Here is a 24,702-nt window from a genome sequence, read left to right as displayed (position 1 = left end):
TGAATTATTGTTTCCTTACACAGCATGCGATCGCTTCTCTAATTAGTTTACTTTTGGTCACCATTAGAACTGGATTTTCCAATTCCGAGTTCTTTTTTTAAGTTATCCAATTGTTCCCATAAAGACTGGATTTTTTCAAAAGCTTCAACGCTGGGAAGCTTGCCATTAGTTTCTAATCCTACAATATAGTCAACGCGTTGTGTAAAGTACTGCAACATTGCGTCAAACTTAAGATTTTCTGGAGTTGTAACACCATGGTAGGCTTTATGAGGGTAAAGAAAATCACTTTTCATATCAATTTATCTCCATGCAAAACAGGAAGAAGCACTAACATAGTTGTTGGCTCTTCTGGATACTATTAAGAATGCCCAAATTTAGAAGCTAAATAAACTTTTTTTGCCTATAAGGCAAAATAAAGTTTTGTAATATAACCTTTATCGTTTGTTATATAGTGGCATTTAGATTTTTACGGGCAGTCTGACCGCAGAACCCCTAACCTACCATACCTATTTGTCTTAGAGCATTCACCCACAGATAGATCCAAATGGAGGTAAAGAGTTTACGGATTTTTCTAAAGAGCGCTAACAGGAGAAACAATCAATCCATCCTTAACGTGAATAACCCTATTAGTTCTTGCAGCAACATCAGGTTCATGAGTCACAATGACAATTGTGATGCCTTGATGGTTTAATTCACTCAGTAAATCCATTACTTCTTGTGAAGTTTGACTATCCAATGCACCTGTTGGTTCATCTGCAAGCACCAAAGCAGGACGATTCACTAAAGCACGGGCGATCGCGACTCTTTGCTGTTGTCCGCCGGAAAGTTGGTTGGGGCGGTTGTTCAGCCTTTCTGCTAACCCAACTCTTGTTAAAGCTGCGATCGCTCTCTTCTGTCGTTGATGCTTGGGAACCCCTGCATAAACCATGGGTAGCATAACATTTTCCACAGCAGTCGCACGAGGCAAAAGGTTGAATTGCTGAAACACAAAACCAAGACGCTGGTTGCGGATAAAAGCTAACTCATCATCATTTAAAGTCGTCAAATTTTGACCCTCTAAAACATAGTATCCGCTTGTGGGGCGATCCAAACAACCTATGATATTCATCAAAGTAGACTTACCAGAACCGGACATTCCCATAATGGCAACATACTCACCTTCCTCTACTGTCAAATCAATCCCTTTCAGGATTGGTACTTCAGTCTCACCCAAACGGTAAGTTTTGGTAATGCTTTCCATCCAAATCATCGCTGCCATAATAATAATTTCCTACCCTCTACGAATTCATAATTCATAATTCATAATTCATAATTTTAATCGCTCCGTAAAGCATTAATGGGATCGAGTCGAGCAGCGTTACGGGCTGGGATAACTCCTGCTACCAATCCCGTGATGAACGAGACACCAAAACCAGCAACAATTGCCCAGAAGGACACAATAAATGGAAATTTAAACACATTAGCAGCTATAAAGGTCAAGCAAATGCCAAAACCAATACCAATTGCTCCACCGACAATGGCTACAGCCACCGCTTCAGTCAAGAACTGACTCAGAATGGCACTTTTGGTTGCTCCTACTGCCTTGCGGATACCAATTTCTCTGGTTCTTTCCACAACTGAAACTAACATGATATTAGCAATACCAATCCCCCCAACAATCAGGGAAATACCAGCGATAGCTCCTACCAAAACGGTAAACAGACTTACAACACTGGTAAAAGTGTTGATAATATCAACTTGATTGATGATGCGAAAGTCATCTGCTTGAGGCGGGTAAATGTTGTGCCGAATGCGGAGCAAGTTTGTCACCTGAAACTGAGCCGCATCCAACTGCGCCTCGTCTCGAGTTTTGATCCACACACCATTAATAGCCGTACCGTTGAGAGCATTGTTACCAACAATTCTGGCAGACATATTTGTCAGCGGGATATACATCTGGTCATCTTGGTTTTGAGTTCCCGATGCGCCTTTCTCCTCCATCACCCCAATAACTGTATATCGTCCATTTTGAATGCGAATATTAGCCCCGATCGCTGACCCCCCAACACCAAAAAGATCGTCCCGCACCTTACTCCCCAGAACAACCACTGGTTTGGCGCTATCCAAGTCTTCTTGAGTAAAGTACTGCCCTTCTTGAGGGTTAACATTTCTCACCTCTGGGTAATTGAGATCTGTACCCAGAACCGTGGTAGAAATATTTTGTCCCTCATAAACCACCTGAACTCCACGCTGTAGATAAGCCGTGACAGATTCCGCCGCCGTAACTTGCTCGGCTATTGCTCGTGCATCTTCCCAAGTGAGAGTTGATGAAGTCCCAACACCCTGACTGATCCCCCCAGTGCGAGCAAATCCCGCTAGCACCAGCATGACATTAGAACCAAGCGCTTGAATCTGTAGCTCGGTTGCTTTCTGTATACCCTGCCCCACAGAGGTCACGGCAATAACCGAAGTAATACCTATAATAACTCCCAGCATTGTTAATCCCGTGCGGAGACGATTGCTCCACAGGGCTTCCACTGCCATCGATAGAATTTCAAATAACGAAATTTTGGTTAATTTAATAGACTTTGCCATAAAAATACCCCTCCTAACGCACGCGCCTTGGCAGTCCGCCGCCACCGCCACCGCCACCGCCGCCAAAAGGCGACATTCTGGGACCCATTCCCTGCTGGGGACGTGACCCTGGTGGAAAACTCAACAAAATTTGTTCTCCCTCACTCAAACCAGAGCGAACTACGGTTTTATTGCGCACTGTGACGCCAGTTGAAATTGGTCGGAATCGCGGTCGTTTTCTGTTTCCTTCTTTAGAATCAGATAGCACCATAACTCCACTAGAATTGTCTTGCCTCACAATGGCAACTGTGGGAATGACTAAGGCGTTATCTAATTGCCCCACGTTAAAATCTACATTCACGTTCATCCCAGATCTCAGTATGTTTTGCGGATCGCTCAGGGAGGCTTTGACTTCAAAGTTTGTGACGTTTTGATCCACTGTGGACTGGGCTGCAACTTGAATTACCTTTCCTGTAAACGTTTTATCTGGATAAGCGTCTGCTCTAATTGTGACCGATTGTCCTAATTTGATTTGAGAAATATTAGTTTCAGCAACTTTTGCTGTTACCTGATTTTGCGATGCCAGTGCAAGAATAGAAGATGAAGTAGCAGAAGACACATCACTTCCTGCTGTGGTGGGAGCTACGAAGGCTCCGGGGTCAGCATATTTACGCGTGACGACTCCAGCGAAGGGAGCGCGAATAATTGTATCGTTGATTTGTTCTTGTGTTGTCTGCAAACGCCCTTGTGCAGATAAGACTTGAGCGCGTGCTTGGTCAATTTCCTCCGGACGAGAACCATTCTTTTGCTTGGCAAGTTCTTCTCTGGCTACAGCTAAGCTGGCTCTGACCTGTTCTATATTATCTTTGGCATTACGTTCTTCCGTTAAAGCTTCGTCTAACGAGTCACGAGCAACAGCTCCTTCTGACACCGGACCCTGCAACCGCTTCACCCGAGAGGTTGCCAAGTCCAGGCGAGATTTTGCTTGAAGAAGTTGGGCTTCGTTTTTCATTACATCAGATCTTGCTTTGGCAATATCTTCACTCCGGTTACCTGCTAGCACCAACCGCAAATTTGCTTGGGCATTTGCTAATTCTCCTTTGGCTTGGGTAAGTTGCCCTCGCAGGTTGGAGTCATCCATATATGCTAAAATTTGTCCTTGCCGGATGCGATCGCCTTCCTTGACAAGGAGTTGCTTGAGAACGCCTGAGTTTTTCGGGCTGACGTTAATCGAGCGCTCTGGCTTGACAGTGCCGTTGGCTGCGATCGTGACAGGAAGATTTGTTCGTTCAACAGATGCTGTTTGAATGCGACGGCGAAATTCCTGACGCTGTGTCATCATGAATTGCTGTACCCCGAAGTAGCCGCCTCCCCCAAGAAGCCCTAAAATCAGCAATGCCACTGCCCATTTTGGTATACTGATTTTCACACGCCTCTTGAGAGAGTCAGTTTCTTTCCAAGGTCGCGTACTGCTGTTTAATTCTGATGCTTCCTTCACTTCCGTCATCCCGTAACAATTATCCTGTAATTTAATAATAAATTTAAAAAACTCCCAAGCCCCCATTTATTTGGGACTGGGGAGATGGAGCATGAGACAATCTATCAGAGAACAGTAACCAGTGAACAGTGACCACTTAAACGCGATAACTGATAACTAACAACTGCTCACCGATCATCGTAGGCGCTCAACTATATAGATGGCATGAAGCAAAACTCCCAATTAATTTGGGAAAAAAGTAACTATAGCTTTGTGACTTTTGTCATGGTGTTGGCTCAGGATCTAGGGGAAAGGGGTCAAGGTTTGGGGATGAGAGCTTGGTTGAAAATAGTCCAATTCCTATTTTTTTTATTTTCGATTCTTATTTCCCAACCTCTTTTGTAAAAGTGAATTACTTTAGGAATGAGACGTTTTATTATTGGTATCGATAATCTCAATGTCACGTTCTCTGCCCCCTCTGCGCTTAATGTTATATCTGGAGTGGTTGCTTTTAGGCATGAGTACCTTAACTGCACTCCTGCTACCCCCGATTTACCCATTACAGACTTCCCCTTGGCTGACTGTTCTGATAATTGTGGTGTTTGGGGTTATGGGTTTGAGGTTACCAACTCACAAGTTCACTCACAAGGTGGTTTATACGGCTGTGGTATTGGGAATTGTTTTCCTCCCTGCTGTGGTGAGCAATTACATTCGCTTTATTCCCATGCTTGGGTTAATTGCAGTTATTCGCAGCTGCCAAATGTTTAAACTTTGGGGTCGATTGATTGTTGCTGGTTTAGTTTATGTTTCCTACCTTTATATTATTATCATCAGAAGTCAATCCATGATTTTTGTGAGAATTCCTATCGGACAACCAAAACCAATTGCAGAACAAATTGCCACAAATACGGCAAATTTGATCCTCAATAATGCGATTTCTTTTGCACTGACGCTAGCATTTGTAGTATTATTAGTTAATGCTGTTTTGTCAGAACGTAGAAGTCGCCAAGAACTCGCGATCGCTCACGAACAACTCCGTCAATACGCTTTGAGAATTGAAAACCAAGCGACTTTACAAGAGCGAAATCGCATTGCACGCGAGATTCATGACTCTTTAGGACATGCCTTAACTGCTCAAACAATTCAGTTAGAAAATGCTCTGTTGTTGTTACCGTCAAACACAGATAGAGCCGTAGAATTTTTAAGAGAAGCAAAACAACTAGCTTACCAAGCATTGCAAGAAGTTTCCCGTTCAGTAGCGACACTGAGAGCCGATCCTTTGCGTGGCAAATCGTTAGAAAGTGCAATTAGCAATCTTATTCAAGACTTTCGCAATAGAACTCACTTAACCCCAAACTGGAAAGTGAGTTTAACCTCTCCCTTAACATCTGAAGTCAGCATTACAATTTATCGCATTTTGCAGGAAGCACTGACCAACATATCAAAACACAGTGCTGCAACGCAGGTTACCATTCAATTACAATCTCAAGCCGGACAACTCAACTTGCTTGTAGAAGACAATGGTAAAGGTTTTAATCCAAAACAAAATACCACTGGTTTTGGGCTTCAGGGGATGCGAGAACGAGCTGCGGCTTTGGGCGGAACTTTCTATATTTTTAGTGAACCTGGGAAGGGATGCCGAATTCAAGTAGTTATTCCTGTAATAAATTCATCAGTGATGTATTCTGAATCCACAGCCATCTAAAATCCCATCCCCAATGCAAAATTCCATAATTCGCTTGTTACTGGTAGACGACCAAATGATTATTCGTCAGGGTCTGAAAAATTTGCTTGAATCAAAACCAGATTTGCGGGTGGTGGGAGATGCTGAAAACGGTCAGCGGGCGCTTGAAGTGATGGAAGATCTTGCCCGTACATCAATGCAACCAGATGTTGTGTTGATGGATGTTAGAATGCCTGTGATGGATGGTGTAGCTGCAACTCAAGTTTTTTCTCAGCGGTTTCCTGAAGTTCGGATTTTGGTGTTGACGACTTTTGACGATGATGAATATGTGACGCAAGCAATGCGTTATGGGGCGAGGGGTTATGTTTTGAAGCATACTCCCCTTGAGGAGCTAGCAATTGCCATTCATGCAGTTCATCAAGGTTATACTCACATGGGACCGGGTCTTTTTGAAAAAGCTTTTGCTTTTCCTCAGGAACCCCAACCCGTAGCATCTCCCGTACCATCAGAAATAGCAAAACTGTCTCCTAGAGAAAAAGAAGTGTTGCGCTTAATTGCAATGGGATATAGCAACCGTGAGATTGCTCACGAGCTTTACATATCGGAACGGACAGTGAGAAATCACGTGACAAGTATTTTGAGCCAACTTCACTTGCGCGATCGCACTCAAGCTGCTTTGTTTGCTAGTACGTTTTTACCATATTTGGGACTTTAACAAATAAAGAAGAGAAAACTTAGCAAAACGAGCAAACATTGGGAAGCCTAAATATAAGAGTTCTTATCGCTTGTGTAGATAAAACAACTTATATGGACAGAAAAACAGCCACCGGCTTTTTATTAATACTTTTTTTGATTTTTGTTGGTTTTGGCGACAGTTTTCTTCCCAAACCCTTGAGTTCTACCAGTCTCAACACTCGTACAACAATTAACAAATGGGTAATCGGGTTGTTTCCAAGCTGGCGACCAAAAACCAACCCCAATCAAAGAACGGAGAAAGCAATAGAAGAAACGGAAAAAGGTTTTAAAAATGGAGGTAAGTAAGAAATGTCACGTATAAAAAGTATAGGATTCCTATTTGATTTTTGAATAAGACTACGAGATAATACGGTCAAGCAATAAGTGTAAAAACAAACTATTAAAAATCAACGTCGCAAAGCATCACAGTCCTAGAGGTAGTATCATGGCAAGAGATGTCGGAGAAAGAAAGAACAATAATCACTCAGTATCTCAAAAAAATCATGAATACTTTTTCGTACATAATTGGAGCAACAGTTGAACTTCAACAAGGTTTAATTATGTGGATAAGAAAAATCGAAGAGTATCTGAACCTCTACTACCAAGGAGATAAGGAAAATGCTAAAAACACTACGTTTTTCCACTGTATGGCGAAGGTAGAAGTGCTAGATGAGCTTTTAATAAGCAGACGCGATGATTTTAGAGGCGTAAAAGATGCTCAAGGAATACTACAATCTGCGTGCATCATTGAAGTAGCACAAATCAATATCGATGACCAAATTTGTACAGGCTTGGCGATCGAAAGTCTTACCAATGCACCATGGAATATAATTACCCAACCACAACCAGAAACCTGTTCGGGAAGTGCTACCTCGCTAATTGAAGAATTAGTACGTGAGAGTCAACCTCTCGAATTCAATGGTATCGTTAAAGCAATAACCATACCCAGTGCTCGCCCATTCTATAAAAAAATTGGATTTATAGAAACGAATGGTTCGGGAGAAATGATACTGACTCCTGATGCAGCACAAGAATTTTTAACAAGACAACAGCGATTAAGGGAAGCCCACCATGACACAGGAACTTAAAAAACTAAAAACTACAGAAGAACTACTCCAATGGCAAGAGGAAATATATGAACTAGAAAAATACGCTTTCGCGGGTATCATGTCAGAGTCAGAACAAGAACAGCGAGTCAACAATCTTCTTGATAAAAACTATTACCACCATCATCTAGAAAAAGTACGCCAACGCACTCTAAAGCTATTAGAAGACCTTGCATACCTCGAACAGCGCGAACAGTTACTACTATGCCAAATTAATAAACAAGAGCACTCTTCACAAGAATAAAGACTTACTACGGTCATTTTAGAAAGAATCATACACTAACAACCCAGCGTCATCATCCTAGTACAGCATGGCGTAAATAACTAGACCATTAATAACAGATAAAAAGCTTACAATCAAAGCTTTTGCGCCTTCTGCCCTCTGCCATCGTACTTCTGCCTTCATGTACTAGATGAAATATCCAGATATTTGCGAGCCGCCAAAGCGACACTAATTAGTAACAGTAACTTAGCTCAACAAGTTGTGGCGTTTTTATTCTCTTTAATGGACTTAGCCGCAGCTTGTAACAACCTCGTCTTTGTCTACACCCTCGCTTCCTCCAGTGACAATTTCGGCTAAGAAATCACCGAAATTCGCGAAGCAATTTCCGCCACGACTTGTCAAGAACGAATTCGCAAACCCAGTACCGATATTGAAATCTATAAATATAGTTTAAGCTCAAAAGATAAGTATATTTTTGAATGAAAGATAAAGGCTAAAGAATTTATGCTTTATCTTTCATCCTTTATCCTTTAGCCGTTTTTCATCCAGCTAAACATGGCTCGTAAATCTTTGCCAACATCTTCAATGGGATGTTCGGCTTCTTGACGGCGCATGGAGGTAAAACCCGGTTTACCAGCTTGGTTTTCTAAAACGAATTCTCGTGCAAATTGACCGGATTGAATTTCTTTGAGAATGCGGCGCATTTCTGCTTTGGTTTGATCATTCACAATCCGAGGTCCGCGAGTGTAGTCTCCATATTCAGCAGTGTTAGAAATGCTGTCGCGCATTTTAGCTAAGCCACCTTCCACAATTAAGTCAACAATCAATTTAACTTCATGGAGACATTCAAAGTAAGCTAACTCTGGCTGATATCCTGCTTCCACTAAAGTTTCAAAACCAGCTTTGATAAGGGCGCTTAAACCACCGCACAAGACAGATTGTTCGCCAAACAAATCGGTTTCGGTTTCTTCGCGGAACGTTGTTTCCAGAATTCCCGCACGAGTACCGCCAATACCTTTGGCATATGCCATTGCGCGATCGCGTGCTTGACCGCTAGCATTTTGATATACGGCGAACAAAGCAGGTACCCCTTGTCCCTGTTCGTAGGTTCGACGTACCAAATGTCCGGGTCCTTTGGGTGCAACCATAACAACATCCACACTAGGAGGTGGTACGACTTGACCAAAGTGAATGTTGAAGCCGTGAGCAAACAATAAAACGTTTCCTTCTTCCAAATGAGGTTCGATCTCTTCTTTGTAAATAGTTTTCTGCACCTCATCTGGCAGTAAAATCATAATCAAGTCAGCAGCTTTAGCAGCGTCAGCAACATTCTTGACGGTCAATCCAGCAGCTTCAGCTTTTGCCACCGACTTACTACCCGGATATAGTCCAACAATTACATTCAGACCGCTATCTTTAAGGTTGAGGGCGTGGGCGTGACCTTGGGAACCATAGCCAATAATAGCGATAGTTTTTCCCGCCAAAAGGTCTAAATTTGCATCTTCGTCGTAGTACATCCGGGCCATAATTTAGCAACTCCTGTCAGCAAGCATCATCTTCATTGCAAACTTGTTATTGTACCGGATTATGATGCCGTTTCTCGATCGATTCTTTGAACTTCATCATTAGATAGTTTCACTTCCACAGCACGAACTGAATCTTCAATGCTGGAAACCTTACTAGCACCGGGAATTGGTAAAATACTGGGCGACTTGGAACGCAACCAAGCTAAAACAATACAGTAAACCGATACACCTTTTTCTTTTGCTATTTTGGCAATGGTGGGAAAATCAGCCAATCCCTGGTGTCGGCGGCTACCTCCAAAGGGACTCCAAGGTAAAAATGTCAAACTTTCTTGTTCGCAATACTCCAAAACTCCGTCAACTTCAGGTTGGCGATACCAAGGATTGTACTGGTTTTGCACGGAGACAACATCGACTATGTCCCGCGCTCGCTTGATTTGTTCAACGGAAAAGTTGGAAACTCCGACAAACCGAATCATACCCGCCTCCACTGCTTTTTTTGCTGGTGCAAGAGATTCCTCAATGGTGTAGTTTGTATCGGGAGCGTGATATTGCCAAACATCAATGGGTTTTTCTCCTCCCAACGCCTCAAAGCTAACACGGATGGTTTCCTCTAAGTGCTTGGGTTCCCCGTTGCGAGTCCAACTTCCATTAGGACGCATTAAACCGCCTTTGGTTGCAATGACAACGGAATTACCAGCTCCTTTATAAGTTTGCAATGCTTTATGAATCAATCGTTCGCTGTGGTGCTTGTCTGATTCGTCCTTACAGTAGGAGTCCGCCGTATCAATGAACGTAATACCCAAATCTAACGCATGATGGATAACTTCTATTGACTCTGACTCTGGAGGACGACTGCTGAGTGACATTGGCATAGCCCCCAAACCAATTGCACTAACAGATACACCTGTTTTTCCCAGCTGTTTTGTTTCCATGTTTCTCGCTCTAGATTTCAGTGTCCACTTGAGATGATAGCTAATATGAGCGAGTGTGAAGGTTAAATCTTGGCAACAGATGATACCTTCCTATTAATTTGTCAGTGGACTGTATTTATAGTATCTCCCTATTCCACATAGAACTAAATTGTTTGTATTTTGTCGAGGGGTACAAGAGCCAAAAAGCAGTACTTAAACCTGCAACTGAAGTCACAAAATTCCTGTTATCTGAGTGATGTTGTTGCTGAGATTTTCGCAATGTTACGATCGCCAAGATAGCAACTACTGTTAGATAAATTCGTTGCAACCAAACATTGCTTAATTTAAGAGTCATACGACCTCCGATCGCACCACCTATAAACATGACCCCACCAAGAATGACTCCAAGTTGGTAATCTATTAACCCTTGTTTCATGAAAATAAGGGTAGCTATAAGTGAGGAAAAAATATTAATCAATTTAGTCGTCGCTATTGCTTCAACAAAAGTCATGCGAAATAACATTACACAGACGGCTGTAAGTAGAGTTACGTAACCTCCACTAAAAAAGCCACCATAAATACCAAGTATAAAGGTAGCTATATAGCCTGTAATTTCTGCTATTGGTGAAGGTATTCCCTCTACTGGAACTAGTCCTGCATTGCGGTTGGTGACTGAAAATATAGCGACTGCGATCGTAGAGAGAGAAATAATAAGTGGCATTGATTTTGAGGGAACAATAATAACAAGTAAAGCTCCTAAAATCGAGCCAATGAGCGTCAAGAATATCAGCAATGGTAACCGTCCAGTCTTAATTATTCCCTTACCAAAAAAAGGTAGTGTTCCACCAACACTCATAAAGGTTAATGCCAGCATATTAGTAGCAATGGCAATACGCGGATCGACTCCAAACTCAAGCATGACTGGTACGGTAATGAGGGAAGTGCTACCCGCGATCGTGCTAATAATGCTAGCTATCAAAAAAATTACAGCAAGAATAAGTATTGAGCCAACACTCATAAAATAGTAGAGTTTTTTTAGGTATCAATAAATATTTTGAAATTATTTTTGCTGTTTATCAAGCTTTTTACAATCGCAACCAAATTTACCTACTTAATAAGTAATAAAAAGAATAATTGGTAACAACTAAGTTGGTAAAAAAGAGATAAATCCGTTCCCGTCATAAAATTAGCGATTTCCTTCTCTTCTTTCTTAGTGTACTTAGCATCTTTGCGGAGATCGGGTTGAACGATTAAAACATTACATAGAGAACCAGGCGCAACTATTACAATGATTCGCGCTTCGCAAAATTTTCTATTGGTCGCAATTCACCTCCGGTGATAGCCTCGCTGTAACGGGAGTTCGCTTGCTCTAGGAAAATGAAATTGCTTTACATCTCTTACCAGTATTATATTATTAATGGAGAATTGCTCTTCTAGGGGGATGTTAAATGACTCAAAATCGTAATAAAGATACAGGAAATAAACCTCCCAATAACAATTTTCAGAAAATATTGTTGATTTTGGGTTTTTTAGTTATTCTTGTAGTTTTTATAGGTGGTGCTTCAACCACTTTGGTCATTCTTAACTGGAAGAAACTTTTTGGTGATGTTTCACTTACGCCCAATATCAATCCATTACCCACAGCCAGTTTATCTCCAACGCTATCATCTACAGTCGTACCATCGCCCTCTCCCTCTTCCTCATTCACAGAAAGTTCATTACCTTCTCCATCACCTACAGAAAGTTCATTACCTTCTCCATCTTCAACACCTGAAGTCAATTCTCCAATAAGCGCAATCAAACAACAAGACATTTCCTTTGAACTTCTGGGATGTCAAAAATCAACTACAGATACAACAGTGCAGAGAGTACAGTGTTCTCTCAACATAATCAGTACGCGAGAGAACGCTAGAGTTTCTTTATATTCTAATTCTAATGAAATTAGGAGAAGTAGAATATTTGGTAATGGAACCGAAAATATTGCTACACAAGTTGAATTTGGTAGCAGTACGGAACCTTATAGTATAAGTAATAATTTAATTAAAGATGTTGTTTTAAAAGCAATTTTTTCATTTAATAAAGTTCCATTAGAAGTTAATAAAATAGAAGTGTTAGAAATTAGTTCTTACCTGGAAAGCTCTTACTATCAAGGCGATATTAAAATTGAGTTTCGTAATGTTCCTCTGTCTAATCCTTAAAAAAGGGGAAAATACTTTTAAATTCTTTAACAAGCACCTTAAGACTAAGCTTCTATGGATTAAACAAAAGGGTATTTGTCAGAAGATCGCATAAAACACACTTGCTGTTTCACAATCTGCAACAATAGCAGACACGAATTTTTGAGTCAGCCATACTGAGTGAATCCACACTATGGTTAGCTCGCAAACACAGTATGTATAAAAAATTACATAGTTTAATAGCGATTTTGAGTTTGCTAGCGGGAGGAATCATTTTTACTGGCTGTGCGGCTGCACCTGAAATGAGCGGAGGCGCACCACCAAGCAATGTTCCGCTTCAAGAGGAAGCCCCTGCTAATGACGTCAGTACTGATTCATCCGCTACAGCCCAAGCAGCGCAAGTCCGTTCTCGCCCGCAACTTATTAAAAAAGCATCAATGACAGTTGTGGTCGATTCTGTAGACAAAAGTTTAGAGATTGTCTCCCAACTTATTAACAAACAACAGGGAGATTTAATTGGATTGGAAGAACAACAGCCAAAAGTTGAATATACTCGCCATACCGCAACAATACAAATGCGAGTTCCTCAAAACTTGTTAGAACCTACCTTAGATGAGTTAGCTAAATTGGGCAATGTAGAAAATCGTACCATCACGGCTGAAGATGTGGGTAACCAAATTGTTGATATTCAAGCAAGGTTAAGTAATCTGCGGAAAACAGAAAGTAATTTGCAAAAAATTATGGATAAAGCTGGTTCTGTCAGAGATGTCTTAAGCGTGGCTAAAGAACTTAACAATGTCCGAGAATCTATAGAGCGAATTGATGCTCAGCTAAAAAACTTACAAAATCAAGTTGCTTACTCTACAATTACTTTAAATTTAGCAGCAGCAGTTTCTGCCAAGGCAACGCAACCCGCTTTTGGTTTGCAAGTACAAGAAGCTTGGAATAATTCTACTCACTCTTTGGGAGAATTTACTGTTGGTTTGCTGAAATTGGGTATCTGGTTGCTTGTCTACAGCCCCTATTTGTTGGTTCTGGTAGCGGCTGGCTATGGTTTGACTCGCTGGAGACGAAATTCTCAACGTTTGCTACGGACACCCGATAGTTCTCATCCGGATAGAAGATAATGAATACAGGAGAGACAAATAGTAAATTGAAAATTAAAAATTCAAATTTGCTATTGTGCAGCTCACATTTTTAATGAAAAATTAAAAAATCTCTCCTAATTGTTCTTTGAGTCAATTATTTTCTTGTTACCTTCCCTCTTCGCTCCTCATTTGTACTCATTAAGACTAAATGATGAGCCTCTAGAATGCCAAGATATGTAGCAGAAGCATATTTATACATCTTATGCCGGAATTACGCCAATCCATCGCTCAGCACTACCACGAACGTACTAAGTATGACCCTCAGACCATTGCCTCTAAAAATAAGGGGTTGGATTGGTCTCAGCAACCAGTCCCATTTAAAGAGTACAAAATTGGCTCTGTTTTTGACCTGAGACCGTACATTCAAGAAAAGCCAGAAGCATTTGCTGGTAACCCAGAAAGTCAGTGGTGGCAAAGGCTTGCACGGTTGCTATTTTGCAGTTATGGGTTAACAGCAAGAATGCCTTCTATGGGAAGTGCTGTGTATCTTCGTGCTGCACCTAGCGCGGGGGGCTTGTATCCTGCGGAGATGTACGTAGTGTCTCGCGGAACGCCGTTGTTACCTCCCGGTCTGTATAATTATCAGTGCCGAACTCATGCTTTAATGCATTATTGGGAAAGTGATGTGTGGCAGAAATTGCAGGAAGCTTGTTTTTGGCACCCCGCTTTGGAAGCAACTCAACTGGCAATTGTGCTCACTGCCATTTTCCATCGCTCGGCATGGCGTTATGAAGACAGGGCTTACCGACGAATTTTTTTGGATACAGGACATCTCTTGGGAAATATTGAGTTAGCCGGAGCTATTACTGACTATCACCCCCACCCCATCGGTGGTTTTATTGATGAACAAGTGAACGAACTGCTTTATATCGATACGTTACATGAAGGTGCGATCGCAGTTCTTCCCCTAGCAGATTTACTCGATATCAAGCAGAACTTACCTACAGGACGCACGACTTTACCTTCCGCCACAGAGACGAATTTTCCTCACATTCCTGATGGAGAATTGCTGAAATATTTTCATCGCGCCACAGAAATCAAACCAGGTACAACAGGTAAGCTCAATTTACCGACAGTCAAGCAAGAAAAGTCTTTAGAAGATAAATACAACTTTCCTTTCTGCGAAAAAATTTCTACTGTAAGCCACCCTATTAATTGGGGGGAAAAGCTAGAGGGGTTAGAAGTGACTATTTTGAAGAGACGATCTACCCGCGCCTACAGTGGTGAGGATTTAACTTTTGACGAACTGAAAGCTTTACTTGATTTTACTTATCAACATGAAAATTACATTTACCAAGGTTTTGATAATTCAGTCGATTACTTTGACCTAAATTTAATAGAAACATTTATTGCTGTATCTGGGGTCAAAGGGCTAGAAACAGGCTGTTACTATTACGCACCAAAAGCACAAGAATTACGACAAATTCGTTTTAAAAACTTTAGAAAAGAACTCCACTTTCTCTGCTTGGGACAGGAGTTAGGGCGAGATGCAGCAGCTGTTGTTTTTCATACAGCAGATTTAAAATCAGCAGTTGCTCAGTATGGCGATCGCGTTTACCGATATTTACATATGGATGCGGGTCATTTAGGACAAAGGTTAAATTTAGCAGCGATTCGCCTTGGTTTAGGAGTCAGTGGTATTGGTGGTTTTTTTGACGATCGAGTCAATGAAGTGTTAGGGATTCCTGGCGATGAAGCAGTTTTATACATGACAACCTTGGGAAGACCTAGATAATTTTCATGAGTTTTTTCTTGAAAATACGGATAATTCAGTTGGCATTTTCTATAAATTCGGTCATTCATTAGGGTAGGTATTGCCCAAAGTTCCATATTAGGGCAATACCTACCCTACTTTTAATGCTGTAAAAAATCATTCTAGTTTCATTCGCTTTCTAAATTCTTCCGCTCTTTGTGGGTGAGGAATTTCTGCCATCAAAGCTTCTACAAGTTGACTGCAGTTTATGTTAGGAAATCGGGTCAAAACCTCTTCAAGAAGAAGACTGGCAAATGGTCCTACAGAACGGGTCAGTTCTTGACGGCAAAGTTCTAAAAACTCTGGATTAATAGGAGTTTTTGTCGAAGTGTCTCTTTTCAAATTTAGCGGAGGAATTCCCAGAGTTCGGGTAGGTTCATTAGTCATGGTATATCCCAATACCATTGATTGGAGTGCAGACAATACTTCACGAGCTGACTGATATCGTTGTGCTGGTTGCTCTGCTAGCATTTTGTCCAGTATCTTACCTAATGGCTCGCTGATACTAATATGGGAACGCCATTGCCACTTCAAGGTGAGATAATCAATTAATAAATTGGGCATTTTTCCTGTCAGAAGAACAAGCGCACTTACTCCCAAGGCATAAATATCGCTACAGGGATAGCACTGTCCCATATAAATTTGTTCCGGTGGCGAATAACCCACTTTCCCCACTATGGAACCTCGAGCAAAGGGAGAAGCATTGTGCTCGGTTGTAGAGAAAATTTCAGTGACCTTCTCTTTAACGACTCCAAAATCAATCAGTACAGGTTTGGACTGTTTGTTCGAGAACATGACATTATCTAGTGAAATGTCTCTATGAATAATATTTTGCAGGTGAATGTATGTCAGTACTGGTAATAAATCTTGCAGCCACTGAATAACCTCAGCTTCAGAAAACGGTACTTTTTGCTGAGAAAGACGATCGTACAAGAGTTCGGAGTAGGTTTTACCTTGAATGTACTCCTGGACGATAAAGAGTCGATCTTCCTCAGTTAACCAAGCAAGAAACTTGGGAATTTGGGGATGGTTAATTTGGTACAAAATTTTAGCTTCCCGCTCAAATAATTCGCGGGATTTACGAACCAAATCTTCTTTTGTATTTTCCGGGACAAATTCTTTAAGAACACAAGCTTCATCAAACCGCTGGACATCGAATGCTAGGTAAGTTCTCCCAAAGCCCCCTTGTCCTAAAACTTTCTGGACTTGGTAGCGATTGTTAACTAAAGTTCCTGGGTTAATTTCTTGTAACATTACGGCATTGCGGTTGGTAAGTTGGTCTTGCTTTTAACAACCTTAAGGGCTACAGAGCGTTTTTGGGTACTCTTTATACAAAATCAATAGGAAAAATTTAGTAAATAATGGTATCATGCTTGATAAAAAATATTGAATTATTCAACAATTTTTATTATATACAGTTATACTAGATCAACTATTATGCCAATTGACTAGTTAACGTCTTACTCCAATTGCATAAGTTTCCTTGACAGGTACCTATATAACCTCAGAGGGTGCTGTCCGAGCAACAATTCTATGGAAGAGGTAAATATATGTAAAGTAGAACGCGTTGTTTTGATTTACTCAGTTGGCGATGCGATCGCTCTAACAACAGTAGAGAATACCAATCACTTGCTTCAAGACAAACTAAATTTTAATTGACCAATAAAAAATTGTGTGTGTGAAAATGAATACGGGTTCTTCTTCTTGACTTTATATCAATTCCTTCAAGAAAATCCACACCTTCAATAAGCTTTTTTGCTTTTACTAACTTCTAACCGTTATTACTCTCATGCTAACGCAATATCGCAAAACCGTTTGTCTATCGCTCATCTCTGTTGACTTGCCAATTTATTCTGTTGTAGAAACTGCTGCTACACTCTATCAAAAAGACCGCAATAGATTTCATTTACTCTTGAGTGAACCACCTGTCAATAATTTAGATTCAGAGAATATAAATTCTTTAACACAAGAAGACAGTGTTGAATCTTCCAACAACAACCAACAATGGTGGATGGAAATGGCTCCCGAACAAGCTATTATGACCATACAAGGTAATGGTCGCTTGAGTTACCGTCACTTTTGGCAACAGGAAGCCTATGGTAGAACCCGCTATTGGTTACCCAATGAATCAACCCAGAAAAACGAACCCATTCGCTTGCATAATTTTACCCGTCATTTGACACTACGTGGAGATCCTTTGCCCGAGCATTTGCGTATAGAGTATGAGTTATGGGCTGGAGAAGTTCAACTGGGGAGTTATATTCTCAATTTAGAAATTAGACATTAGCTATTAGCCATTAGCACTATCAGTTTAAACCACAAACAAAATCTGCAATATCCCTAGTTAAAGCACCTGGGGTCGCAATCAACTCCTTATTAAGCGCTTGAAGTGGAACTGATTTTAATAATTTATCTTGGCTGTCGTACACTTTTGCTTGTCTGTATGTAGTATATTTGGTACTGCAATTAGCAACTCCTTGGGCTAATATTTTAGACCATCCTTGAGGCGTTGGTTTATTGACGGTTGCGTAGAGCCAAAAGGTTTTTGTATTACCTTTAGGGGTAATACTGTTAACATCTAAATAAGTAGACCCATCTGTTCTATTGTTAACGGGTATCCAGAGTTTATCATCGTTCGCTTGGGCTGGAAAAGGGTTATTTAGGGTAATGGTAGCAGCGATCGCTAAAATACCTTTGTAAAAAAAGCGTTTCATATCTACGTATAAACATCTAAACTTAATTTAATTTATTTAGAGGAAAAGTTTTTAATAAAATCAAGAAATATATTTAAAGTTTCTATTAATACCAATTTGGCGAAAAAAGGTAGCACCAGAACACGACCTCTCCCTAGGAGTGTTTTCAAAAGTTTATGGGAATACTGTACTGAGGCTCTAGCAATTAGAAGCAACTCGGTTTCTTAAGTAACTTTGAGGAGACATATCCTACTTCCCCCGCAGCCAAACGCACCTTCGTCCAATCTCCTTTCGGCTCGATAAAAGCGATTTCAGTTTCGTTGGGTAGGGACTTTATGATTCTACCGTTGGGTTGTTGTCGAACATTTACCTTGCTGTCATTAGGATCGAACACCAAATAAATCGCTCTGTATAGAAATTTGGTAGATACGTAAAGAGTTTGTCCTTGAAAAGTGACGGGCGTCCACTTTCCTCCTGGTGGGATTGGTGGAGTGTCTGGAAAGGGATCGAAGACTTGCGTTCCGTTGCTCACCGTTTTGATGACAGGACCGTTTGCAGACTGGCGCAAATTGACTGTGCGATCGCTAAGATCGAACACGCGGTATCCAAAACAACGCTCTTGAGTCGAAAACCGAGTACTGACTTGTTGTGCTTGAGATCTCTCAGCACTTTGAGTCATTGGGAGTAACAGCGAACAAACCCCCAGCAACCCCAGAATTGATTGTCGCAAAGAGAGTTGAAAAGCTGCTTGAGGGCGGATCTGCATAAGGGATTTTTAACGTATGCTTTTTATGACAAATATTTCTACAGTAGGTGCAGCCATCATTACGAAAAGCTTTTTGCTGCTCCAGTTAAAATGATAACTATCATATTGCCTTTATACCTAAAATACCCCTTGGGAAAACCCAAGGGGAGGTTAACATAAGTGTTTAGACATAGAAAGTTAAGATATAAGGCTCAAAAACAAATCTTGTTTGGAACCTATTCTTTACTGTAAAGAGACAAAATGAAGAAGTTGTGAAGGTCTTTTAAGCAGACCGATCGTTTTTCACAGCAACCACACGGATTCTGCGATAATCAGCGCTCCATCTGCCATTTTGATAAAGCACTGGTTTCAGACGCTGTTCTATATTATGAATGACACGGGTGTGCTGCTCAACAGACAGCCCAGATAAAAAGCGATCGCCAAACATCCGAATCCAATTTGCCAAGCCTGCATCTCCATCTTCTAATATTGTGGGGCGATCGAACAAAACTGCATAGCGGACTTCAAACCCATGCTGTTCCAAACAAGTTGCATACTCACTAATACTGGGGAAGTACCAAGGGTTTAGCTGTTCGGGAGATTGCAAACCATTTTCTCTAAGCACATCATAAAGAGCTTCCGCGATCGCGTGAATATTGCCTTTCCCACCAAACTCTGCTACAAAACGACCCCCTGGTTTCAGGGCTCGATCAATACAGCGAATGACTGCATTTGCTTGTGGAATCCAGTGCAGCGCTGCATTAGAGAAAACAGCATCAAACGGTTCGTTGACTTGAAAGTCTCGCGCATCAGCGACTAAAAACTTCAAGTGAGGATAGTTTTGCCTTGCTTTTTCAACCATCATCACATCAGCATCAATCCCCATAACAACAGCCCCTGCATCTGCTATTTTTGCTGCTAACTGTCCCGTACCGCATCCTACATCCAAAATGGACTCTCCTGGTTGTGCAGATAATAATTGCAGCAAGTCTTCCCCGTATTTCCACACAAAAGCGTGTTTTCCCTCGTAGAGGGATGTATCCCATTGATTCTGAAGCACCATCGATTTCTCCTAATATTTACAGCAGCCCGAGCCTTCCGGTCAGCCATATCTCAAAAGTATAAAATTTATAAGTGATTGTCCAATATATTTTTCACGGTTGAGTAATATGTAAAAGATATTAATTAGCAAAAAAATGGAACTTCGACATCTGCGCTACTTTGTCATTCTTGCCGAAGAACTGCACTTTGGAAGGGCTGCAGAGCGATTGCATATTGCACAACCGCCTTTAAGCCAGCAAATTCGTCAACTGGAAACAGAGTTGGGCTTTGAGTTATTCCATCGCACGAAACGAAAGGTGCAGCTAACAGCAGCTGGGGAAGTTTTTTTTGCACAAGCGCAACAAATCCTCAACCAGTTAGAGCAAGCCATCCAAATGGGACGACAAACCAGCCGGGGTGAAATTGGGCAATTAGCAATTGGTTTTGTAAGTTCTGCTGCATTTAACGTTCTGCCAGAAATTTTACGTATGTTTCGTACAGCTGTACCAAAAGTGAGGCTAGAACTGCACGAACTCACATCTGACCAACAACTGCAATGGTTAGCAGAAGGAAGAATTGATGTTGGGTTTCTTCGCCCCCCAGTTGAAGAAGCTCTTTTCAAAACAGAAACGATTTTTCGAGAATCTTTAATAGTCGCGTTACCAGAAGGACATACTTTAGCAAATGAAACGAACGTGTCTGTGCGATCGCTCTTGAGCGAACAATTTATCTTATTTCCCCGAAAGCTGGCGTCAAAGCTCTACGATGCAATTATCAGTTTTTGCCAGCAAGCGGGTTTTAGCCCTCAAGTTGCACAGGAAGCATCTCAGATGCAAACAATTGTCAGTTTAGTTGCTGCTCAGATGGGAGTCGCAATCGTACCTGCGTCAATGAGGCATTTACAAAGAACTGGAGTTGTTTACAAAGCTTTACAAGAGCCAACTCCAGAGGTAGGAATTAACACGATCTGGCGACAGCAGGATCGCTCTCCAACCATACAGCGTTTTTTAGAAGTTGTGAGAAGTTTTTCAGCACTCAACTGTGAGACTTTCTAATAATCTCGTGTCAACTCCAAATAGATATGCTCCAACCCAACCTGCTTTCTAGTAATGGAATCGAGAGGAATACCCTCAAAGCAAGCAAGAATTTCCTTCAATTCTAAATGTTGCGGTAACCAAAAAGCTAAATCGTTACCGTAACGCCGGGGGGTAAAGCCCGAGTCAATAGCCCGTGCGATCGCCTGTTCTTCATCAGGTGTTTGAACAATGGCAATTTCTTTAGCTGAAATCCGCTTTCTCAGTTCTGCCAAACTACCTTCCGCTAAAATTTTCCCACTCTTCAAAATACCAATTCTTTGACAAAGACGCTCAGCTTCATCTAATAAATGAGTCGTTAATAGGATGGTAATTCCCCGCTCCTTCAGTTGTCGAATCAAGTCCCAGATTTCATATCGTGCTTCAATATCCAAACCTGTTGTGGGTTCATCTAGAATCAACAGTTTTGGTTCGTGAACTAATGCAACTGCAATATTTAAACGTCGCTGCATTCCCCCACTTAAAGTTTCCACAGGGCTTTTTGTCCGAGCTAACAAATTCACGGCTGCTAATGTTGCTTTAATTTGTTGCTGTCTTGTTCTACGCTCCAAACCGTAAATCTTAGCAAAAAAGTTAAGGTTCTCTTCGCAAGATAAAGTTTTGTAAAGTATATTTTCTTGAGGTGCAATACCAATGAGTGTTTTAGTTGCCTCTGAAACGGGTTGATTGTAAACTGTAATATAACCACTATCAGCTTCTAGCAGGTTACAAATAATATTAATGGTCGTAGTTTTTCCGGCTCCATTTGCGCCTAGTAACCCGTAGACTTCTCCTGCATTAATATGTAGAGTCAAATCTTGAAGGACTTTTCTCTTACCATAAGACTTATTCAAGTTTTTAATTCTTAGCATATTTTTATAATAAATGGTTAGTTGTTCGTGGAGAAACTACTAACAACTAACAACTATCTAAATTTACAATCTTTTTTCTACCATCAACATCCGTCGGTAAGACAACCATCCACCTACAACCATGGACAATGCAAATACTAATAAAAATTGAAAGTGAGAAGCTATATCCGTCAATCCACTCCCTTGTGCCGATACCCCTAATAAGGCTTCATTCATATGATATATCGGATTAAATGTTGCAATGTCAAGCAGTCGTTTGGGGAATAGAGAAGCGGGTAAAAACACTCCCCCCAAAATTAACAAAGGAACCCCAAAGGCTGCGACCAAAGCATTCACGTCTTCAGTGCGACGAGCTAATTGTGTACCCAAAATAAACCCCAAACCTACATAAGCAACTATACTCATCAATACGATCGTAAAGCCTAAGAAGAGAGAGCCTTTAAATTGAGCGCCCCAGAAAGCAGCAATCGTATAAACAAGAAACGTTTGTCCCAAACCAATACAGCTGTGAGCCAGAAAAATCCCTAAAAAATAGGATGTACCACTTAAGGGAGAAATGAAAAGGCGTTTGAGGGTTTGTTGTTCTCGTTCTGCAACAACAGTAGATACACTACCACCCAAACAACTAAAAAACAGTGCTGCGCCAACCAAGGTTGATGGAGCAGCATTTTCTAACGCAAGAGCTATTGACAATTTTGCCCGTTCTGCCAGAATATTTCCGTTGAGAATCAACACGGAAATAGGAAAAATACTCCAAAAAATTAGACTGCGCCGCCGTCGTAATAATTCGATCAAAATGCGCTGAGTCACAGCTATTGTTTCATACCAGTACTTCATGTGTGGGGAATCAATTCACTAACAAATGACTAAAGTATCTACTTCATCAGAACCATATACCCTTTCCCGTCGTGCGTTACTACAATTGTTTGGTGTAGGAGCGACTACAGGAATTTTGGGTTACTCTCGGTTTAGTAAACCAAAACCATCAGTTTTTTATCAAGATACCCTAAGTTTGCCGTCTGTGCTCAGCCAGCAAAAAAGTGTTGTAGTGGTTGGGGGTGGTTTAGCTGGTTTAGCTTGTGCTTATGAACTCTCTCAAAGAGGCTTCACGGTAACACTGTTAGAAAAATCCCCGCAATTAGGTGGCAAAATCGCGAGTTGGCAAATTGAAATTGCGGGTGAAACTTTTAACATGGAACATGGTTTTCATGGCTTTTTTCCCCAATACTACAATCTCAACAGTCTCGTGACCGAATTGGGTATTGAGGAGAATTTTCAGTCATTAAATTTTTACTCCGTCGTTTACCGCAGTCATAAATACAAACCAGAGGTGTTTCGCCCGAGTCACTCTGCTTTTCCCTGGAACATCGTGGATTTAGCGATCGCATCTCCCAATCGCTTTCAATGGGGGATCAATCTAGTCAAGTTAAAACATTTGGAAGTCTTTCAAGCAATTGGTGGTTTTGAGCGTGAAAAAAATTACCGACGTTTTGATAGTATCTCAGTAGCTGAGTGGGTAAAGGAAGAATTTCCACGAGGTTTATATGACTTGTATTTTTTGCCTTTTGCCAAGTCGAGTCTTAATGCACCAGATGCTATGAGTGTTGCAGAACTACTACAGTTCTTTCATTTTTATTTTTTTGGTAACCCAGAGGGGCTTGCTTTTAATGGTACTAAAGACGATATGGGAACAAGTTTGGTGCAACCTCTTGTCAAGGCAATTCAAAGTAAAGGTAACAAAATTATTACAGAAACAACCATTAGTGAAATTCGGGCTGCACAAGGTAAAATTTCTTCCCTAAGTTATATTGTTGGGAGCCACGCAAATAATGTTCCTTTCTGGGTGAAGCAAAATTGCGATGTAGAGACGCCCAGTTCAAATGGGGAAACAAGCCATGACTCGTCTATACAGTATTTTGGGGCTGCGGATGAAGTGTTTGCTCTCAAAAGTGGAACTGATGAAGCTGTTTCTCTCAAATGTACTCACCAAGGTTGTACTGTGAAAATCGCTGAAGATGGAAATTTCCACTGTCCCTGTCATGGAGCAGTTTTTGCCTCTGATGGTAAAGTGCTAAAAGGTCCGGCAAAACAGGCTTTATCGCGATATCAAGTTGTACGGCATCAAGATAATAATTTACAATTGGTTGCAGCAAGGAACAAGACTGTGTCACCAAAAACGATAGAAATCGCAGCAGATTATTATGTATTTGCTACGGATACACCGGGCGTACAGCAACTCTTCAAGCAAGTGAAAGGGGATGTTGATGGGGGAGTGCGATCGCAAATCGAAAATTTAAGTGTCGCCGATCCCTTTGCCGTTTGTCGTTTTTGGTTCGACCGGGACTTTGAGTGGGAACACAGCAATTTTACATCTTTATCTGGCTACCAACTTACGGATAGCATTACCTTGTATCACCGCATTCAAGAGCAATTTATTGAGTGGGCGAAACGGACTGGTGGTAGTGTAGTGGAGTTACACGCTTACTGCTACAAAGAAAAACAATTTCCTACCCAAGAAGCATTGTTAACGACTTTTGAGCGAGAACTCTATGCAATTGTGCCAGAGTTAAAGCAAGCAAAAATGCTGCACCGCGAATTAGTAAATCAAAAGAATTTTTCCGGGTATCCACCAAACAGCTATGCCAAACGTCCAGAAACAAGCACTTCTATTTCTAACTTGATATTTGCTGGAGATTGGGTAAAAATGCCTTTCCCTTGTGGGTTAATGGAAAGAGCAGTCAGTAGTGGCTTGCTAGCCGCTAATGAAATTTTATACCAAGAAGGCTTGCAAAGACGAATTCTTTTGACAGTTAATCCAGAGGGATTACTGCAGATTTAGCGATGGTATCAAGACAAAAAAACCCAGGCTCAACGCTTGGGTTTTGAAAAAAGCTATCTGGCATGAATCAGGGACAAAAAAACGTGTTACATACTTTGGCGCACTCCTATTTTGTATGTAGGGTATTTAAGCATCTGTAGAAACTT

The 24,702-nt window shown here is 41.1% G+C and carries 25 protein-coding genes; 12 read left to right on the top strand and 13 right to left on the bottom strand.

The window, feature by feature from the left end:
* Nucleotides 1–47: 47 nt before the first annotated feature.
* From HC643_RS07015 to HC643_RS07000, 4 genes are all read right to left on the bottom strand, one after another.
* The gene (locus HC643_RS07015; RefSeq protein ID WP_038090595.1) at nucleotides 48–293 is read right to left on the bottom strand and encodes a DUF7219 family protein; all 246 of its coding nucleotides are present in this window, start codon (nucleotides 291–293) and stop codon (nucleotides 48–50) included.
* A gap of 278 nt (nucleotides 294–571) precedes the next feature.
* Nucleotides 572–1,258 carry an ABC transporter ATP-binding protein gene (locus HC643_RS07010; RefSeq protein ID WP_272899717.1) on the bottom strand — a complete coding sequence of 229 codons (687 nt, stop codon included), beginning with the start codon at nucleotides 1,256–1,258 and terminating at the stop codon, nucleotides 572–574.
* 56 nt (nucleotides 1,259–1,314) lie between these two features.
* A complete protein-coding gene (locus HC643_RS07005; protein WP_038090592.1) occupies nucleotides 1,315–2,574 on the bottom strand; it encodes an ABC transporter permease in 1,260 nt (419 codons plus the stop codon).
* Between the two features lie 13 nt (nucleotides 2,575–2,587).
* Nucleotides 2,588–4,060, bottom strand: a complete 1,473-nt coding sequence (locus HC643_RS07000; RefSeq protein WP_038090657.1) for an efflux RND transporter periplasmic adaptor subunit — start codon at nucleotides 4,058–4,060, stop codon at nucleotides 2,588–2,590.
* 427 nt (nucleotides 4,061–4,487) lie between these two features.
* Between HC643_RS07000 and HC643_RS06995 the strand changes: the two genes are divergently transcribed.
* From HC643_RS06995 to HC643_RS06975, 5 genes are all read left to right on the top strand, one after another.
* The gene (locus tag HC643_RS06995) at nucleotides 4,488–5,735 is read left to right on the top strand and encodes a sensor histidine kinase (RefSeq protein ID WP_050046333.1); all 1,248 of its coding nucleotides are present in this window, start codon (nucleotides 4,488–4,490) and stop codon (nucleotides 5,733–5,735) included.
* A 25-nt stretch (nucleotides 5,736–5,760) separates the two neighbouring features.
* The gene (locus tag HC643_RS06990; protein WP_038090651.1) at nucleotides 5,761–6,429 is read left to right on the top strand and encodes a response regulator; all 669 of its coding nucleotides are present in this window, start codon (nucleotides 5,761–5,763) and stop codon (nucleotides 6,427–6,429) included.
* 92 nt (nucleotides 6,430–6,521) lie between these two features.
* Nucleotides 6,522–6,755, top strand: a complete 234-nt coding sequence (locus tag HC643_RS06985; protein ID WP_038090584.1) for a hypothetical protein — start codon at nucleotides 6,522–6,524, stop codon at nucleotides 6,753–6,755.
* A gap of 197 nt (nucleotides 6,756–6,952) precedes the next feature.
* Nucleotides 6,953–7,537, top strand: coding sequence for a hypothetical protein (locus HC643_RS06980; RefSeq protein WP_050046334.1), 585 nt, complete (start codon nucleotides 6,953–6,955; stop codon nucleotides 7,535–7,537).
* Nucleotides 7,521–7,799, top strand: coding sequence for a hypothetical protein (locus tag HC643_RS06975; protein WP_038090580.1), 279 nt, complete (start codon nucleotides 7,521–7,523; stop codon nucleotides 7,797–7,799). The genes HC643_RS06980 and HC643_RS06975 overlap by 17 nt, the downstream gene beginning before the upstream one ends.
* 509 nt (nucleotides 7,800–8,308) lie before the next feature.
* On the opposite strand, the gene ilvC is transcribed toward HC643_RS06975, so the two are convergent.
* The 3 genes from ilvC to HC643_RS06960 all read right to left on the bottom strand — a co-directional run bounded on the left by ilvC (nucleotide 8,309) and on the right by HC643_RS06960 (nucleotide 11,233).
* On the bottom strand, nucleotides 8,309–9,304 hold the full coding sequence (gene ilvC, locus HC643_RS06970) for a ketol-acid reductoisomerase (RefSeq protein ID WP_038090576.1): 996 nt from the start codon (nucleotides 9,302–9,304) through the stop codon (nucleotides 8,309–8,311).
* 59 nt (nucleotides 9,305–9,363) lie between these two features.
* Nucleotides 9,364–10,236, bottom strand: coding sequence for an aldo/keto reductase (locus HC643_RS06965; protein ID WP_038090573.1), 873 nt, complete (start codon nucleotides 10,234–10,236; stop codon nucleotides 9,364–9,366).
* Between the two features lie 115 nt (nucleotides 10,237–10,351).
* Nucleotides 10,352–11,233: a sulfite exporter TauE/SafE family protein gene (locus HC643_RS06960; RefSeq protein ID WP_082051799.1), complete on the bottom strand. Its 882-nt coding sequence runs from the start codon at nucleotides 11,231–11,233 to the stop codon at nucleotides 10,352–10,354.
* A gap of 430 nt (nucleotides 11,234–11,663) precedes the next feature.
* On the opposite strand from HC643_RS06960, the gene HC643_RS06955 reads away from it, so the two are divergent.
* The 3 genes from HC643_RS06955 (at nucleotide 11,664) to HC643_RS06945 (ending at nucleotide 15,275) form a co-directional block, all read left to right on the top strand.
* On the top strand, nucleotides 11,664–12,413 hold the full coding sequence (locus HC643_RS06955; protein WP_050046335.1) for a hypothetical protein: 750 nt from the start codon (nucleotides 11,664–11,666) through the stop codon (nucleotides 12,411–12,413).
* Nucleotides 12,414–12,607: 194 nt separating this feature from the next.
* The gene (locus tag HC643_RS06950; protein WP_038090564.1) at nucleotides 12,608–13,519 is read left to right on the top strand and encodes a DUF4349 domain-containing protein; all 912 of its coding nucleotides are present in this window, start codon (nucleotides 12,608–12,610) and stop codon (nucleotides 13,517–13,519) included.
* 223 nt (nucleotides 13,520–13,742) lie between these two features.
* On the top strand, nucleotides 13,743–15,275 hold the full coding sequence (locus tag HC643_RS06945) for a SagB/ThcOx family dehydrogenase (RefSeq protein WP_038090553.1): 1,533 nt from the start codon (nucleotides 13,743–13,745) through the stop codon (nucleotides 15,273–15,275).
* A 135-nt stretch (nucleotides 15,276–15,410) separates the two neighbouring features.
* Here the strand turns inward: HC643_RS06945 and HC643_RS06940 are convergent, their stop codons facing one another.
* Nucleotides 15,411–16,547, bottom strand: coding sequence for a serine/threonine-protein kinase (locus tag HC643_RS06940; protein ID WP_038090551.1), 1,137 nt, complete (start codon nucleotides 16,545–16,547; stop codon nucleotides 15,411–15,413).
* Nucleotides 16,548–16,826: 279 nt separating this feature from the next.
* Here HC643_RS06940 and HC643_RS42015 point away from each other — a divergent pair, with 279 nt between their 5' ends.
* Nucleotides 16,827–16,952, top strand: a complete 126-nt coding sequence (locus HC643_RS42015; RefSeq protein ID WP_272899716.1) for a hypothetical protein — start codon at nucleotides 16,827–16,829, stop codon at nucleotides 16,950–16,952.
* A gap of 130 nt (nucleotides 16,953–17,082) precedes the next feature.
* Entirely contained in the window at nucleotides 17,083–17,580 is a 498-nt protein-coding gene (locus HC643_RS06935) for a hypothetical protein (RefSeq protein ID WP_038090546.1), read from the top strand.
* A gap of 19 nt (nucleotides 17,581–17,599) precedes the next feature.
* Here HC643_RS06935 and HC643_RS06930 read toward each other — a convergent pair whose 3' ends face one another.
* The 3 genes from HC643_RS06930 to HC643_RS06920 form a co-directional block, all read right to left on the bottom strand.
* Nucleotides 17,600–18,007, bottom strand: coding sequence for a surface-adhesin E family protein (locus tag HC643_RS06930; protein WP_038090543.1), 408 nt, complete (start codon nucleotides 18,005–18,007; stop codon nucleotides 17,600–17,602).
* A gap of 184 nt (nucleotides 18,008–18,191) precedes the next feature.
* Nucleotides 18,192–18,752 (bottom strand): SH3 domain-containing protein, encoded by a 561-nt coding sequence (locus HC643_RS06925; protein WP_038090539.1) that lies wholly within the window; start codon nucleotides 18,750–18,752, stop codon nucleotides 18,192–18,194.
* 262 nt (nucleotides 18,753–19,014) lie between these two features.
* A complete protein-coding gene (locus HC643_RS06920) occupies nucleotides 19,015–19,794 on the bottom strand; it encodes a class I SAM-dependent methyltransferase (RefSeq protein WP_202048595.1) in 780 nt (259 codons plus the stop codon).
* A 133-nt stretch (nucleotides 19,795–19,927) separates the two neighbouring features.
* Here HC643_RS06920 and HC643_RS06915 point away from each other — a divergent pair, with 133 nt between their 5' ends.
* Nucleotides 19,928–20,827 (top strand): LysR family transcriptional regulator, encoded by a 900-nt coding sequence (locus tag HC643_RS06915; RefSeq protein ID WP_038090534.1) that lies wholly within the window; start codon nucleotides 19,928–19,930, stop codon nucleotides 20,825–20,827.
* Here the strand turns inward: HC643_RS06915 and HC643_RS06910 are convergent.
* Together HC643_RS06910 and HC643_RS06905 are read right to left on the bottom strand one after the other, a co-directional pair.
* Entirely contained in the window at nucleotides 20,824–21,717 is an 894-nt protein-coding gene (locus HC643_RS06910) for an ABC transporter ATP-binding protein (RefSeq protein WP_038090530.1), read from the bottom strand. The genes HC643_RS06915 and HC643_RS06910 overlap by 4 nt on opposite strands.
* 63 nt (nucleotides 21,718–21,780) lie before the next feature.
* Entirely contained in the window at nucleotides 21,781–22,554 is a 774-nt protein-coding gene (locus tag HC643_RS06905; RefSeq protein WP_038090529.1) for an ABC transporter permease, read from the bottom strand.
* A gap of 25 nt (nucleotides 22,555–22,579) precedes the next feature.
* Between HC643_RS06905 and HC643_RS06900 the strand changes: the two genes are divergently transcribed.
* On the top strand, nucleotides 22,580–24,556 hold the full coding sequence (locus HC643_RS06900) for an FAD-dependent oxidoreductase (RefSeq protein ID WP_038090526.1): 1,977 nt from the start codon (nucleotides 22,580–22,582) through the stop codon (nucleotides 24,554–24,556).
* Nucleotides 24,557–24,702 lie beyond the last annotated feature (146 nt).

The organism is Tolypothrix bouteillei VB521301, from assembly GCF_000760695.4.
In the GTDB taxonomy this organism is placed as follows: domain Bacteria; phylum Cyanobacteriota; class Cyanobacteriia; order Cyanobacteriales; family Nostocaceae; genus Scytonema; species Scytonema bouteillei_A.
The sequence above is the reverse complement of the archived record's forward strand: the minus strand, read 5'-3'. Positions and strand labels throughout refer to the sequence as shown.

What these genes read in the sequence shown, in the direction of transcription:
- ilvC (WP_038090576.1), bottom strand. Translation starts at nt 9,304, where the DNA reads ATGGCCCGGATGTACTACGACGAAGATGCAAATTTAGACCTTTTGGCG.
- HC643_RS06960 (WP_082051799.1), bottom strand. Translation starts at nt 11,233, where the DNA reads ATGAGTGTTGGCTCAATACTTATTCTTGCTGTAATTTTTTTGATAGCT.
- HC643_RS06975 (WP_038090580.1), top strand. Translation starts at nt 7,521, where the DNA reads ATGACACAGGAACTTAAAAAACTAAAAACTACAGAAGAACTACTCCAA.
- HC643_RS42015 (WP_272899716.1), top strand. Translation starts at nt 16,827, where the DNA reads ATGGAAGAGGTAAATATATGTAAAGTAGAACGCGTTGTTTTGATTTAC.
- HC643_RS06905 (WP_038090529.1), bottom strand. Translation starts at nt 22,554, where the DNA reads ATGAAGTACTGGTATGAAACAATAGCTGTGACTCAGCGCATTTTGATC.
- HC643_RS06985 (WP_038090584.1), top strand. Translation starts at nt 6,522, where the DNA reads ATGGACAGAAAAACAGCCACCGGCTTTTTATTAATACTTTTTTTGATT.
- HC643_RS06925 (WP_038090539.1), bottom strand. Translation starts at nt 18,752, where the DNA reads ATGCAGATCCGCCCTCAAGCAGCTTTTCAACTCTCTTTGCGACAATCA.
- HC643_RS07000 (WP_038090657.1), bottom strand. Translation starts at nt 4,060, where the DNA reads ATGACGGAAGTGAAGGAAGCATCAGAATTAAACAGCAGTACGCGACCT.
- HC643_RS06935 (WP_038090546.1), top strand. Translation starts at nt 17,083, where the DNA reads ATGCTAACGCAATATCGCAAAACCGTTTGTCTATCGCTCATCTCTGTT.
- HC643_RS06940 (WP_038090551.1), bottom strand. Translation starts at nt 16,547, where the DNA reads ATGTTACAAGAAATTAACCCAGGAACTTTAGTTAACAATCGCTACCAA.
- HC643_RS07010 (WP_272899717.1), bottom strand. Translation starts at nt 1,258, where the DNA reads ATGGCAGCGATGATTTGGATGGAAAGCATTACCAAAACTTACCGTTTG.
- HC643_RS07005 (WP_038090592.1), bottom strand. Translation starts at nt 2,574, where the DNA reads ATGGCAAAGTCTATTAAATTAACCAAAATTTCGTTATTTGAAATTCTA.
- HC643_RS06920 (WP_202048595.1), bottom strand. Translation starts at nt 19,794, where the DNA reads ATGGTGCTTCAGAATCAATGGGATACATCCCTCTACGAGGGAAAACAC.
- HC643_RS06980 (WP_050046334.1), top strand. Translation starts at nt 6,953, where the DNA reads ATGAATACTTTTTCGTACATAATTGGAGCAACAGTTGAACTTCAACAA.
- HC643_RS06930 (WP_038090543.1), bottom strand. Translation starts at nt 18,007, where the DNA reads ATGAAACGCTTTTTTTACAAAGGTATTTTAGCGATCGCTGCTACCATT.
- HC643_RS06950 (WP_038090564.1), top strand. Translation starts at nt 12,608, where the DNA reads ATGTATAAAAAATTACATAGTTTAATAGCGATTTTGAGTTTGCTAGCG.
- HC643_RS06965 (WP_038090573.1), bottom strand. Translation starts at nt 10,236, where the DNA reads ATGGAAACAAAACAGCTGGGAAAAACAGGTGTATCTGTTAGTGCAATT.
- HC643_RS06910 (WP_038090530.1), bottom strand. Translation starts at nt 21,717, where the DNA reads ATGCTAAGAATTAAAAACTTGAATAAGTCTTATGGTAAGAGAAAAGTC.
- HC643_RS06900 (WP_038090526.1), top strand. Translation starts at nt 22,580, where the DNA reads ATGACTAAAGTATCTACTTCATCAGAACCATATACCCTTTCCCGTCGT.
- HC643_RS06915 (WP_038090534.1), top strand. Translation starts at nt 19,928, where the DNA reads ATGGAACTTCGACATCTGCGCTACTTTGTCATTCTTGCCGAAGAACTG.
- HC643_RS06945 (WP_038090553.1), top strand. Translation starts at nt 13,743, where the DNA reads ATGCCGGAATTACGCCAATCCATCGCTCAGCACTACCACGAACGTACT.
- HC643_RS07015 (WP_038090595.1), bottom strand. Translation starts at nt 293, where the DNA reads ATGAAAAGTGATTTTCTTTACCCTCATAAAGCCTACCATGGTGTTACA.
- HC643_RS06955 (WP_050046335.1), top strand. Translation starts at nt 11,664, where the DNA reads ATGACTCAAAATCGTAATAAAGATACAGGAAATAAACCTCCCAATAAC.
- HC643_RS06995 (WP_050046333.1), top strand. Translation starts at nt 4,488, where the DNA reads ATGTCACGTTCTCTGCCCCCTCTGCGCTTAATGTTATATCTGGAGTGG.